The 12,470-nt window shown below is 74.0% G+C and carries 11 protein-coding genes; 4 read left to right on the top strand and 7 right to left on the bottom strand.

Annotated features, from left to right (window positions below; genetic code table 11):
- Nucleotides 1-7: 7 nt before the first annotated feature.
- Complete coding sequence (locus ACFV4P_RS05905) at nt 8-343, bottom strand: MGMT family protein (RefSeq protein WP_380467766.1); 336 nt, start codon at nt 341-343, stop codon at nt 8-10.
- A gap of 143 nt (nt 344-486) precedes the next feature.
- Between ACFV4P_RS05905 and ACFV4P_RS05900 the strand changes: the two genes are divergently transcribed.
- A complete protein-coding gene (locus tag ACFV4P_RS05900; protein WP_380467765.1) occupies nt 487-3,327 on the top strand; it encodes a lysylphosphatidylglycerol synthase domain-containing protein in 2,841 nt (946 codons plus the stop codon).
- Here ACFV4P_RS05900 and ACFV4P_RS05895 read toward each other — a convergent pair.
- The 5 genes from ACFV4P_RS05895 to ACFV4P_RS05875 form a co-directional block, all read right to left on the bottom strand.
- A complete protein-coding gene (locus tag ACFV4P_RS05895; RefSeq protein ID WP_380467763.1) occupies nt 3,324-4,262 on the bottom strand; it encodes an NAD-dependent epimerase/dehydratase family protein in 939 nt (312 codons plus the stop codon). The two genes, ACFV4P_RS05900 and ACFV4P_RS05895, sit on opposite strands and share 4 nt — an antisense overlap.
- Before the next feature lie 153 nt (nt 4,263-4,415).
- Nucleotides 4,416-5,594, bottom strand: a complete 1,179-nt coding sequence (gene moeZ, locus ACFV4P_RS05890) for an adenylyltransferase/sulfurtransferase MoeZ (protein ID WP_380467761.1) — start codon at nt 5,592-5,594, stop codon at nt 4,416-4,418.
- Nucleotides 5,595-5,756: 162 nt separating this feature from the next.
- Entirely contained in the window at nt 5,757-6,701 is a 945-nt protein-coding gene (locus ACFV4P_RS05885; RefSeq protein WP_073810942.1) for an NAD(P)-dependent oxidoreductase, read from the bottom strand.
- Nucleotides 6,702-6,900: 199 nt separating this feature from the next.
- Nucleotides 6,901-8,352, bottom strand: coding sequence for a glycosyltransferase (locus tag ACFV4P_RS05880; RefSeq protein ID WP_380467759.1), 1,452 nt, complete (start codon nt 8,350-8,352; stop codon nt 6,901-6,903).
- 278 nt (nt 8,353-8,630) lie between these two features.
- Nucleotides 8,631-9,590: an alpha/beta fold hydrolase gene (locus tag ACFV4P_RS05875; RefSeq protein ID WP_380467757.1), complete on the bottom strand. Its 960-nt coding sequence runs from the start codon at nt 9,588-9,590 to the stop codon at nt 8,631-8,633.
- A 227-nt stretch (nt 9,591-9,817) separates the two neighbouring features.
- Between ACFV4P_RS05875 and ACFV4P_RS05870 the strand changes: the two genes are divergently transcribed.
- The 3 genes from ACFV4P_RS05870 (at nt 9,818) to ACFV4P_RS05860 (ending at nt 11,236) form a co-directional block, all read left to right on the top strand.
- Nucleotides 9,818-10,474 (top strand): TetR/AcrR family transcriptional regulator, encoded by a 657-nt coding sequence (locus tag ACFV4P_RS05870; protein ID WP_380467755.1) that lies wholly within the window; start codon nt 9,818-9,820, stop codon nt 10,472-10,474.
- A gap of 139 nt (nt 10,475-10,613) precedes the next feature.
- Entirely contained in the window at nt 10,614-10,841 is a 228-nt protein-coding gene (locus ACFV4P_RS05865; protein ID WP_073810947.1) for a DUF3107 domain-containing protein, read from the top strand.
- A gap of 122 nt (nt 10,842-10,963) precedes the next feature.
- Nucleotides 10,964-11,236: a hypothetical protein gene (locus ACFV4P_RS05860; RefSeq protein WP_073810949.1), complete on the top strand. Its 273-nt coding sequence runs from the start codon at nt 10,964-10,966 to the stop codon at nt 11,234-11,236.
- 52 nt (nt 11,237-11,288) lie between these two features.
- Here the strand turns inward: ACFV4P_RS05860 and ACFV4P_RS05855 are convergent, their stop codons facing one another.
- Nucleotides 11,289-12,014: a ferritin-like fold-containing protein gene (locus tag ACFV4P_RS05855; RefSeq protein WP_073810950.1), complete on the bottom strand. Its 726-nt coding sequence runs from the start codon at nt 12,012-12,014 to the stop codon at nt 11,289-11,291.
- Between the last annotated feature and the right edge of the window lie 456 nt (nt 12,015-12,470).

Raw genomic sequence — 12,470 nt, 5'->3', positions numbered from 1 at the left:
CAGACGGTCAGGCCTCCGCGGCGCCGTCCCAGCGGGCCGCCCGCAGGTCGACCCGGGGCTCGCCGGCCACCGTGCGCAGCGGGGTGCCCTCGGCGCGGTACTCGGGCAGCGCGCGGTGCTCGTGGCCGGGCAGCGGCCGCCCGTCCGCGCGGATCACCCGCCACCAGGGCACCGAGCCGCCGTACAGCGCCATCACCCGGCCGACCTGGCGGGGGCCGCCGCGGCCCAGGTACTCGGCGACGTCCCCGTAGGTCATCACCCGGCCCGGTGGGATGTGCTCGGCCAGGTCGAGCACCGCCTCCGCGTAGGGCGGGATCTCGGGCGCGTCTTCCGGCTCGGTCATCCGACGCATTCTTCCCCATCCGGTCGATTTCCAGCACCCCGTGCGGGCGATGCGGCACGCGGGATGCCGCCCCTGGACCGCACCGGGGTTCCGGGCATGGCAGCATCTTCGGGGCAGTGCGACACGCGAGGAAACAAGACCAGATGACCGGGACGGCTGAATTGAACGTGGACAAGGGCTCCGAGGAGTCCGCCACCGACGGTTCCGCCCCGCGGGCGCAGGACGCCCCGCCGGTCGACCTGCGCCACCGGGCGCGGGACGCACACCACACGGGGGAGGACGCGGTGGCCGCTCAGCTGCCGCCGGACGGCGGATCGGACGGTCCGGGCACACCGGACCGTCCGCCGGAGCGGCCGGACCAGCACACCGACGGGCCGGACGGCGGGCTGCCCGCCGAGCGGCCCGAGCCGTCCGCAGCAGCCGAGCAGTCCGCGGTGTCCCGGGAATCCCGGGAGCCCGGGGAGCCCGGGGAGCCCGGGGAGTTCGCGGAGGAGGAGCCGGCCGGCGAGTACCTGGCGGTCGACGAGCCGCTGCTGGCCCCGCGCGCCCACCGCCCGTCGGACCTGCTGCGCTTCCTCGCCGGGCTGCTCGGCATCGTCGCGGTGTTCGTGCTGGCGCAGGTGGCGGTCTCCACCACCAGCGGGATCGAGAACGACATCACGGCCAACGCCAAGCGCATCCCCGACCTGCTGTCCACGGTCTCCGCGCTGGTCTCCTCGGTCGCGGTGCTGGCGGTGCCGCTGGCGTTCGCGGTGGAGCGGCTGATCAAACGCGACGGCCTGCGGGTCGCCGACGGCGTGCTGGCCTCGGTGCTGGCGTACGGCGTCTCGCTGGGCGTCGACTGGTGGGTCGCGGCGAGTGCGCCCGAGGAGATCCGCAACGCGCTGACGCAGTTCCCGCCGGGCCACGAGGAGACCCTCACCGACCCGGTGCACGGCTACCTCGCCCCCGTGATCGCGTACATGACGGCCGTCGGTATGTCGAGCCGGCCGCGCTGGCGGGTCGCGCTGTGGATCGTGGTGATCCTCTCCGGCACGACCGAGCTGGTCAACGGCTACACGACGCCGCTGTCCCTGCTGCTCACCGTGCTGATCGGCTGGTCGGTGGCGTACGGCACGCTGTACGCGATCGGCTCGCCGAACATCCGGCCGACCGGGCAGCACCTGATGATCGGCCTGCGCAAGGTCGGCTTCACCCCGTCCGCCGCGCACCTCGCCCCCGACGGCCCCGGCGGCACCCGCCGCTACCTGGTCGTCCAACAGGACGGGCCGCTGCTGGACGTCCACATCATCGACCGCGAGCAGCAGGCCTCCGGCTTCTTCTACCGGGCCTGGCGGCGGCTGCGGCTGCGCTCGGTCGCGGTCCGCCGCAGCCCGCAGTCGCTGCGCCAGGCGCTCGAACAGGAGGCGCTGATCGCGTACGCGGCCGCCGCCTCCGGGGCCCGCGCCCCGCAGCTGGTCGCCACCTCCGAGCTCGGCCCGGACGCCGCCGTCCTGGTGTACGAGAACGTGGCCGGCCGCACCCTGGACGAGCTCGCCGACGAGGAGGTCACCGACGCGGTGATGACCTCCTTCTGGACGTCGGTGGCCACCCTGCACGAGCGCCGCATCGCGCACCGCCGGCTCACCGGCGAGTCCCTGCTGGTGGTCGACGACCGCACCGGCTGCCTGATCAACCTGTCCGGCGGCGACATCGCGGCCGGCGACCTGACGCTGCGCATCGACGTCGCCCAGCTGCTCACCACCTTCGCGCTTCGCACCGGCCCGGAGCGGGCGGTGGCCGCCGCCACCGAGGCGCTCGGCCCGGCCCGGATCGCCGAGGCGCTGCCGCTGCTGCAGCCGGTCGGCCTGAGCCGGCAGACCCGCGGCGACCTGCAGCGGATGACCAAGGAGCGGAAGACCGCCGCGCAGGCGCTGGCCCTCAAGCAGGTCGCGGCGGGCGAACGCACCCAGCAGCAGGCCGAGGAGGACATCGCGCAGGCCGGCGAGGACCTGCTGTCCAAGCTGCGCGGGCAGATCCTGCAGATCGCCCCCGAGGCGCCGATGGCCCCCGCCAAGCTGGAACGGCTCAAGCCGAAGACGCTGATCATGGTGGTGGCGCTGACCTTCGCCGCCTACCTGGCGCTGACCACGATCCGGCCGGACCAGTTCAAGGTCTCCCAGATGAACTGGGCCTGGGCGGCGGTCGCGCTGGCCGCCGCGGCCGCCTCGTACGTGGCGGCGGCGATGAGCCTGACCGGCTTCGTCCCGGAGAAGCTGCCGTTCGGACGGACGGTCGCCGCGCAGGTCGCCGGGTCGTTCGTGAAGCTGGTCGCCCCGGCGGCGGTCGGCGGCATCGCGCTGAACACCCGCTACCTGCAGAAGGCCGGCATCCGGCCGGTGCAGGCGGTCGCCTCGGTCGGCGCGTCCCAGCTGGCCGGGCTGAGCGGCCACCTGCTGCTGCTGTTCGCCTTCGGCCTGATCACCGGCACCCAGACCAACGGCGACCTGGGCGCCTCCCGGGCGGTGATCATCGGGGTGCTGTCCGCCGCGGTGCTCGCCCTGGTGGTGGCCGCGGTGGCCCCGCTGCGCCGGTTCGTGGTGACCCGGGTGCGCTCGCTGTTCTTCGGCGTGGTCCCGCGGATGCTCGACCTGATGCAGACCCCGCGCAAGCTGGTCACCGGCTTCGGCGGCATCCTGCTGCTGACGCTGTCCTTCACCGCCTGCCTGGACGCCTCGGTGCAGGCGTTCGGCGGCGGCGGGCACGTCACCTACGCGGCCGTCGCCGTGGTCTTCCTGACCGCCAACGCGGCCGGTTCGGCGATCCCCACCCCGGGCGGCATCGGCCCGGTCGAGATCGCCCTGATCACCGCCCTGACCGTGGCCGGCGTCCCCGCCACCGCGGCCACCCCGGCGGTGTTCCTGTACCGCCTGCTGACCTTCTGGCTCCCCGTCCTCCCCGGCTGGGTCGCCTACAACCTCCTCCAGCGCAAGGGCTCGCTCTAGACCCGGCCCTGGCCCTTCGGGTACGCGGCGACGACCTGGGCGAGCATCTCCTCCCAGGGCGTCGGCGCCAGGCCGAAGGTCTCGCGGGTGGCGGTGTCGTCGATCACGAACGGGCGCTCGAACTGGTAGGCCGTCCCCCGGGCGGAGCGGATCGTCGGGTTGGCCAGGCCGAGCAGGGCGAGCACCGGGCGTGGGATGCGGGCGACCTTGGCGGCGGGCCGGTCGGCGGCCGCGCACAGCTCGGCGATCACCTGCCGCTGGCTGCGCGGCGGGTTGCTCGGCACGTGCCAGGCCCGGCCCCAGGCGCGCTCGTCGGCGCCGACGGCGACCAGCAGGCGGGCGACGTCCTGCGGGGCCGTCCAGCTGTGCGGGGCGTCCGGGTCGCCGAGGACCTGCACGGTGCGGCCGGCCAGGGCGCGGGAGAACGCCCGGCCGTCGAGCACGCCGGCGGCGTTCGCCGCGAGGTAGTCGGAGCCCCGCACCTCGGTGGCCCGTACCCGCCCGGCCCGGTGCGCGGCCAGCGCCTCGCGCCACATCGCGGCCCGCACCTCGCCCTTGGGGTCGACCGGCCGCAGTGGTGTCTCGGGGCTCATCGGCCCGTCCACCGCGCCGTAGCCGTACAGGTTGGAGACGGTGGCCAGCACCGCGCCGCTGCGCTCGGCGGCGGTCAGCAGCGCGGCGGCCAGTGGTGGCCAGACCTCGGGCCAGCGGTGGTACGGCGGGTTGGCGCAGTTGTAGAGCACCTCCGCGCCCTCGACGGCCTCGCCGAGCGCCTGCGCGTCCGACGCGTCCAGCTGCCGGCGCCGGACGCCCTCCAGCGGGACGGCGGAGGCGGCGGTGCGGGTGACCACCACGACCTCCTCGCCGCGCTCGGCGAGCAGCCGGGCGGTGGCCGATCCCACCGGCCCTGCGCCGACCACCACGTGCTTGCCCATCGGACTCCCCCGTCCCTCGGAACCGTCTCGAACACCTGCGCCACAACCGACGCAGCTGTGCTTTTCCGCACCGATGGTGACGCAAAACCGCCCGACCGGGGGAATCCCCTGGTCGGGCGGTTGACGATCCTTCAGCGGTCGATCAGCAGCCGATCAGTAGACGGGCTTCTCGGGCTCGATCTGGTTGACCCAGCCGATCACGCCGCCGCCCAGGTGCACCGCGTCCGCGAAGCCCGCGGCCTTGAGCACGGCCAGCACCTCGGCCGAGCGGACACCGGTCTTGCAGTGCAGCACGATCCGCTTGTCCTGGGGAAGGTCCTGCAGGGCGTTGCCCATCAGGAACTCGTTCTTCGGGATCAGGCGGGCGCCCGGGATGCTGACGATCTCGTACTCGTTGATCTCGCGGACGTCGATGATGTCGATCGGCTCGTCGTTGTCGATCCACTCCTTGAGCTGCTTGGAGGTGATCGTGGAGCCGATGGCGGCGGCCGAGGCCTCCTCCGAGACGACACCGCAGAACGACTCGTAGTCGATCAGCTCGGTGACGGTCGGGTTCTCACCGCACAGCGCGCAGTTCGGGTCCTTGCGGACCTTCACCGAGCGGTACTGCATCTCCAGGGCGTCGTAGATCATCAGACGGCCGACCAGCGGCTCGCCGATGCCGGCCAGCAGCTTGATGGCCTCGTTGACCTGGATCGAGCCGATCGAGGCGCAGAGCACGCCGAGCACGCCGCCCTCGGCGCAGGACGGGACCATGCCCGGCGGCGGGGCCTCCGGGTACAGGCAGCGGTAGCACGGGCCGTGCTCGGCCCAGAACACGCTGGCCTGGCCGTCGAAGCGGTAGATCGAGCCCCACACGTACGGCTTGCCGAGCAGCACCGCGGCGTCGTTCACCAGGTACCGGGTGGCGAAGTTGTCGGTGCCGTCGACGATCAGGTCGTAGCCGGAGAAGATCTCCATCACGTTGTCGTTGTCGAGGCGCTCCTCGTGCAGCACCACCTCGACCAGCGGGTTGATCTCCTTGACGGAGTCGCGCGCGGACTCGGCCTTGGAACGGCCGATGTCGGACTGGCCGTGGATGATCTGGCGCTGCAGGTTCGACTCGTCGACGGTGTCGAACTCGACGATGCCGAGCGTGCCGACACCGGCCGCGGCCATGTACATCAGGGCCGGCGAGCCGAGGCCACCGGCGCCGACACAGAGCACCTTGGCGTTCTTGAGCCGCTTCTGCCCGTCCATGCCCACATCGGGGATGATCAGGTGGCGGGAGTACCGGCGGACCTCTTCGACGGTGAGCTCGGCGGCGGGCTCGACCAGGGGTGGCAGCGACACGGGGACTCCGATGGTCGTCAGTTTCTCGTTCGACTACGCCAACAGTGTCACGTGCCGGGGGTATTCCAAGACAGCAGGTCCACTTGCTGAGATGCGCGACGCCGGATGGCGAGACATCGCGCCCCCTGGCCGAACCCCCTGGTCAGGCCCCGACCGGACGGATCAGACGCGGCAGGCGGTCTCCAGCCAGACGTCCCCGAGGGACTCCTCCAGCGGCACCTGTGTCCGCCATCCGAGACGGTCCCGGGCGGTCCGGACGTCCGCCTGCCGCCACTGCACGGGCTCGGCGGCGGCCCGCGCCTCGACCGCCCTGACCCCGTCCGCGACCGCCTGCTGCGCGGGCAGCACCACCTGCCGGGCGTCCTCGCTGATCGTCCCCTCGAAGCCGGACGCCCGGACCAGCAGGTGCGCCGCCTCCCGGGCCCGCACCGCGTGGCCGCTGCCGATGTTGATCACCCCGGTGGCCGCGGACACCGCCGCCGCCTGGATCGCCCGGGCGACGTCCCGGACGTCCACGAAGTCCCGGTAGCCGGACAGGTCCGGCATCCGGACCTGCCCCTCCTCCTGCTCCAGTGCCCGCCGCAGGCCCTCGGCCAGCCGCCCGAACAGCGAGGCCGTCGGCGAGCCCGGCCCGACCACGTCGAACACCCGCAGCACCAGCGCGTCCAGCCCCGAGCTCAGCACCAGCTCGGTGCCCGCCAGCTTCGACACCCCGTACGGCCCGACCGGACGCGGCTCCGCGTTCTCCGGGATCGGCCCGCCGGGCTGCGCCGGACCGTACTCGGCGGCCGAGCCGACGTGCACCAGCCTGGCGGGTTCCCGGCTGCGCCGGATCGCCTCGCAGACCGTCGCCACCGCCAGTGTGTTCGCCCGGATCAGCGCCCGGGACGTCCCGTAGGTGGCTCCCGCGCAGTTGATCACCACCTGCGGGGCGACGGCGTCCAGGAACCGGGCCAGCGCGCCCGGACTCCCCGCAGCCAGGTCGAACCTGATGTCGGCGGAATCGCCCCGGCCCAGCACGGTCACCTGGAGCCCTTCCTCCGCCAGCAGGCGGTCGGCAACCCGCCGGCCGATGAACCCGTCGGCTCCCAGCAACAGCACCCTCATCGGGCCCAAGTCCTTCCATCAGGCCCGGCACCGGCCGGGCAACGAGAACTGATCGACACGTCGGAACAACCGCCGCTGCCCGCCGGCGAGAGCTCGCCGGCACCGGCCACGGCCTTCGGCACCAGCGCCGCCGGAGCAGCCCACCGCCGACCGAACTCCCGCCCACTGCAAGCGAGTTCAGCAGCAGGCGGAGGCCTCCTCACACCGCCTCCGCGAGCGCGGGCCGCGCGGCGGCCACCCAGTACTCGGCGGGGCGGGCGAACGGTTGCGCGGGGGCGCCGGGCCGGGCCGGGAAGGCCGGGTAGCGGGAGGCGAGTTCGAGGTAGATCTCGCGGAACGCGCCCACCGTGGGCTCGACGCCGAAGCGTTCCTGCGCCCTCAGCCGACCGGCGCCGCCCAACCGGGCCCGCCGTTCGGGGTCGCGCAGCAGCGCCAGGCAGGCCCCGGCGAGGGCGCGCGGGGTGCGCGGCGGCACCAGCAGCCCGGCGGGGCCGAGCACCTCGCGGGCCGCACCGGTCTCGGTGGCGACCACGGCGCGGCCGCTGAGCATGGCGTCGGCGAGCAGTCGCGGGGCGTGCCGGTCGGGCGCGCTGAACACCACGGCACTGCCGGACGCCCAGGCCGCGGCCGGGCTCTCCGGCCGGCCGGCGAACTCGACGGCGTCGGCGATGCCGAGCCGCCCGGCGACCGCCTCGCAGTGCGCCAGGTAGCCGGGCGCGCCCTCCTCGCCGTACATGGCCAGCCGGGCGTCGGGCAGTTCGGCGCGGACCTGTGCGAAGGCGTGCAGCATCAGTTCGGGGTCGCGCCCGGGTTCCAGCGCGCCGGCCCAGACCAGGGTGGGCACCCCGGGTTCGCCGGCGGGCGCGTCCTCATGGCGACGTCGGCCGGGGGTGGGCGCGGCGGCCCGGCGGCGGGTCTCCTCGGCGAGCTGCCGGAGGAACGACAGCAGCAGCGCGCGCACCGGCCCGCGGTAACGGGCGGCGCGGTGGCCGCCGTCCTGCGCGAGCAGGTGCGGGCCGTTCCCGGTGACCACGAACGGGACGCCGTGCAGTTCGCGGGCGACCAGCGCGGGCAGCGCGGCCGGCCCGCCGCCGACGACGTGGCACAGGTCGGTGCCGCCGAGCCCGGCCGGGCCGGTGCCGTACCAGGGCGCGGACAGCGGCCGCAGGCACTGTTCCAGCAGGTCGGCGGCGACCAGCACGTCGCAGACCTGCGGCTCGCCGCCGGCGGTGTCGGCGCCGGGCGTCTGCCAGATCCGCTCCAGCACCCGGTGGGCGTGGCCGGAGCCGAGGAACGCGGGCAGCGCGTCGTCGCCCCGCCCGAGCGCGGCCAGCCGGTACAGCGCGGGCCCGAACCCGTCCTGTTCGCCGGGCATCACCAGGGCGCGCACCAGTTCCTCGTACGCCTTCAGGTACCCGCGGCGGCGCAGCGCGGCAGGTCCACGCCCGGCCGGGCGGCGGCCCCCCATGGGCAGTTCGTGGACGCCGCGCAGGCCGCCCACCCCGGCGGGCGGGGCGGGCCGGTCGGCGGGGAGCAGCCGGTAGAGCCGGAACTCGTGCTCGGGCAGGCCGTCGACCAGGCGGCCGCACCAGCCGCCTTCGCCACGCTGCGCACCGGTATGACCGCTCTCGGTGAGCAGAGCTATGCGCACGACGCCTCCTGAGCACGAGCGTTTCGACGGGGTTCCGGCCCTACGACACAGGGAGTAGCGTCCGTGCTCGACGGTCGTTCGGCCGGCGTCCGCTCCCCCGCGTCCGCCGCCTTCGCCGTCTCGCCCCCCACACCTGTTCGGTCCGACAACACGACGGTAGAGCGCCGGGCCGGAACCCCTGGGGGCCCGGCCCGGCTTGCCACCTGATCGAGTGAACGGCCGTGACCTCGCAGGTCTCCGTCGCGTTTTCGCCGCTCGCGCCTGGTGCGCGGGTGCCGTCAGCGCCCGGCGTCGGCCTTTGCCTCGGCCTCGGCCTCGGCTTCGGCTTCGGCCTCGGCCTCGGCGAGCAGTTCGCGCACCGCGCGGGCGACCGGCTCGGGGTGCTCCAGCATCGCCACGTGTCCGGATTCGGGCAGCACCAGCAGTCGGGCGTCCCGGAACGCGGCGCAGGCCCGCCGGGCGGAGCGGTAGGAGACCAGCTTGTCCTTGAGCCCGTACACCAGCAGCACCGGCACCTCGATCTGCCGGGCCTGCCGCCACAGCGACTGCTCGCCGCGCTCGGTGTAGGCGCTGACGATGCCGCGCGCCGAGCCGACCATCGCCTGCAGCGCGTACGGCAGCGCGGTGCGGCGCCGGTACTCGGCGACGGCGCGGGCGCGGCGGTGCGCGGGGATGTTCTCGGGGTCGGCGTAGACCAGGCGCAGCAGTTCGGCGGTGACGCTCTCCGGGTCGCTGCCGGCGCTGCGGCGGCGGACCAGTTCGGCGACGCCGGGGACGGCGAGCATCCCGGTGGGCCAGGCGGTGCGCTGCGGGGGCAGCTCGGGCAGCGCCGGGGAGATCAGGGTGAGGCTGCGCACCAGGTCGGGGCGGAGCGCGGCGAGCCGGACGGAGACCGCGCCGCCGAGCGAGTTGCCGAACAGGTGGACCGGTCCGCGGCCGGTCTCCTCCAGGTAGCCGATGACGGCCCGGACGTGGCCGGAGATGCTCAGGTTGCCGTCCAGCGGCGGCGCGGACCAGCCGAATCCGGGCAGGTCGACCGCCTCGCCGTCGACGTCCTCGGAGAGCTCGCCGAGCAGCTCCAGCCAGTTGTCGCCGGAGCCGCCGAGCCCGTGCACGAACAGGGCGGGCGGCAGTCCTTCGCGGGGTTCGGAGTGGCGGCTGACGGCCACGGCCGCCCCCGGCACCTCGACGGTGCGGTAGGGCTCCAGGGCGGCGAGAGGGTGCTGGGCGGCGCTCATGGAGCACGATGGTAGTGAGGACGGCCCGCCACTGGTGCGATTCGGCCCGTCCCGACCCGGTCCCGGGTCCGTCTCGACCTGTGGACAGTCCTGGTCCGGGCCGTATTGTGGGCTCCCGACAAGGGTGGTGGTGCGCTTTACTCGGCTTCACCCGCGCGCGTGCGGGTTACCGAAAAGTAGAATCAATGCCTTGCCAGCCCATCGCAGACCGTGAAGTGAGGAGCGCCGTGACGGCCATCCAGGAGGCGCAGGAGCGTCCGCGCGGTGCCCGCCTGCCGCGAAGCGCCCGCCGTGAACAACTGCTCGGAGCGGCCCAGGAGGTGTTCGTCGCCCAGGGCTACCACGCGGCCGCCATGGACGACATCGCCGAGCGGGCCGGTGTCAGCAAGCCGGTGCTGTACCAGCACTTCCCGGGGAAGCTGGAGCTGTACCTCGCACTGCTGGACAAGCACTGCGACGCCCTGGTCGACGGCACCCGGGCGGCGCTGGAGGCGACCAACGACAACAAGCAGCGCGTCGCCGCGACCATGGAGGCGTACTTCCACTACGTCTCCAGCGAGTCCGGCGCGTTCCGGCTGGTCTTCGAGTCGGACCTGACCAATGAGCCGGCCGTGCGCGAGCGGGTCGATCGGGCCACCGACCTGAGCGCCACCCTGGTCTCCAAGGTGATCGCCGAGGACACCGACCTGCCGGCGGCGGAGGCCAAGCTGCTCGCGGTCGGCGTCTGCGGCATGGCGCAGATCACCGCCCGGTACTGGCTGTCCCAGGAGTCCGAGGTCCCGCGCGACGAGGCGGTCCGGCTGGTCGCCAGCCTGGCCTGGCGCGGCCTGAAGGGCTTCCCGATGCACCCGACCATGGACGGCTCCGGCGCCGCCGGCGAGTGACCGCCGATTCGGCCCTGAGCGGACCGACCCTGGAGCTTCCCCTCCCAGCCGCTCGGCTGCCTTAAGGTGAAGCCCGTACGGCGCGCCGCCCGCGAACGGCGGTTCGAGCGCGCGGGCTGCTACCGGAGGGACGGAAGCCGTGGAGGTCAAGATCGGCGTGCAGAACGCGAGCCGGGAGATCGTCCTGGAGAGCGCGCAAACTGCCGAAGAGGTCGCGGACGCGGTCGCCAAGGCCCTGGACGGCAGCTCCAAGCTGTTCACGCTGTCCGACGAGCACGGCCGCAAGGTGCTGGTCCCGGCGGAGCGCCTCGCGTACGTCGAGATCGGCGAGCCGTCCGTCCGCAAGGTCGGTTTCGGCACGCTCTGACACGCACGCCAACCGGCGCCCCGTTCCCCCGGCCGGGGGGACGGGGCGTCGTGCTGTGTACCGGCGGGTCCGGGCGGGTAGGCGGTGGGTGCCGCAGCGCCGCACTACCTGGGGAGACAGCCGTGTGGGAGACGTCCGCGTTCGTCCTGATCGGCCTCGTCGTCGGGTTCGGCGCCCTGCTGGCGCGGCCGGAGCTGTTCCCGACGCGTTCCCTGCCGGTGGGTGCCGCCCTGGTGTCGGCCGTGCTGTCCGGCCGGCTCACCCACTACGTGCTGGACGGGCACGTCCCGGCGGTGCAGCTGGCGGTGTCCGCCGTGGTGGCGGCGCTGCTGGTGTCGGTGCCGGCCCGGCCGGACCTCGCGCCCCGCCGCGGCGGCCGCCACCGTCACGCCTGAGCGTTCGAGCGTTTGAGCGTTTGAGCGTTTGAGCGTTTGAGCGTTCTGAGCCTCAGGACGCCAGGCCGAGCGCCGCCATCCGCTTGGTGTGGGTCTCGGTGATCCGGTTGAACATCTTGCCGACCTCGACGAGGTCGAAGCCGCGCACGTGCGCGCCGCCGACCAGCAGGTTGGACAGCGCGTCGCGCTCGGCGACCACCCGCTGCGCCTGGCTGAGCGCCTCGCCCATCAGCCGTCGGCCCCACAGCGCGAGCCGGCCGCCGACCCGCGGGTCCTCCTCGATCGCCTGCCGCACCCGGTCCACCGCGAACTCGGCGTGCCCGGTGTCGGCCATCACGCGCAGCACCAGGTCCCGGGTGTCGTCGTCCAGCCGGACGGCCACCTCGCGGTAGAAGTCGGTCGCGATGGCGTCGCCGACGTACGCCTTGACCAGGCCCTCCAGCCAGTCGGCGGGGGCGGTCATCCGGTGGAAGGCCTCCAGCGGCTCGACGAACGGCTCCATCACGGCGACCGGGTCGGCGCCCACCTCGGCCAGCCGGTCGTGCAGCAGCTGGTAGTGCTGGAACTCGGCGGAGGCCATCCGGGCCAGCGCGGCCTTCTCCGCGATGCCGGGCGCGAACTTGGCGTCCTCGGCGAGCCGCTCGAAGGCGCTCAGCTCGCCGTACGCGAGCGCGCCCAGCAGGTCGAGCACCGCCGCGCGGTACTGCGGGTCGGCGGCCCGGGCCGTCCAGGGCCCGATCGAGTCGGTGATCCCGTCAGCGGGTTCCTGAGTCTCCATGGCACCTGACCTTAGTGGTCCCGACCGCTGCGAGGACCGTCCGCAGACGTCCCGCCACCCCGGCACGGCCGGTCGGAGTATTCGCCGTCACGTGTTCGAGTCGTCGCTTGACTGTATGGTAGGTAACGAGGCCAGGTGTGAACCCGCGCGGCCCGTCCGTTCATCGGCAGGCCGCGCAGTCGTACCCGGCGGCGTTCCGCCGCCCGGTGCACCGCCCCCGGCGCTCACGTACGCGGATGCCCGGTCGGAGACCCGATCGGCTCCGACCTGGCCCGAGCCTCGGGCCCAGGCACCGCATCAGGCCGAGCGAGGGCCGCCGCGGACGGCGCCAGGACGCGCCGGGCCGCACGACCCCGTCAAACGGGACGCCCTCCCCCGCGCCGCCCGCCCGACGCGCCCCTCACCGGGCAGCGCGGGCACGGCAGGACGCGCTCGAACTCGGCCCCTCCACACGGA

The sequence above is a fragment of the Kitasatospora sp. NPDC059795 genome, assembly GCF_042732175.1.
In the GTDB taxonomy this organism is placed as follows: domain Bacteria; phylum Actinomycetota; class Actinomycetes; order Streptomycetales; family Streptomycetaceae; genus Kitasatospora.
The sequence above is the reverse complement of the archived record's forward strand: the minus strand, read 5'-3'. Positions and strand labels throughout refer to the sequence as shown.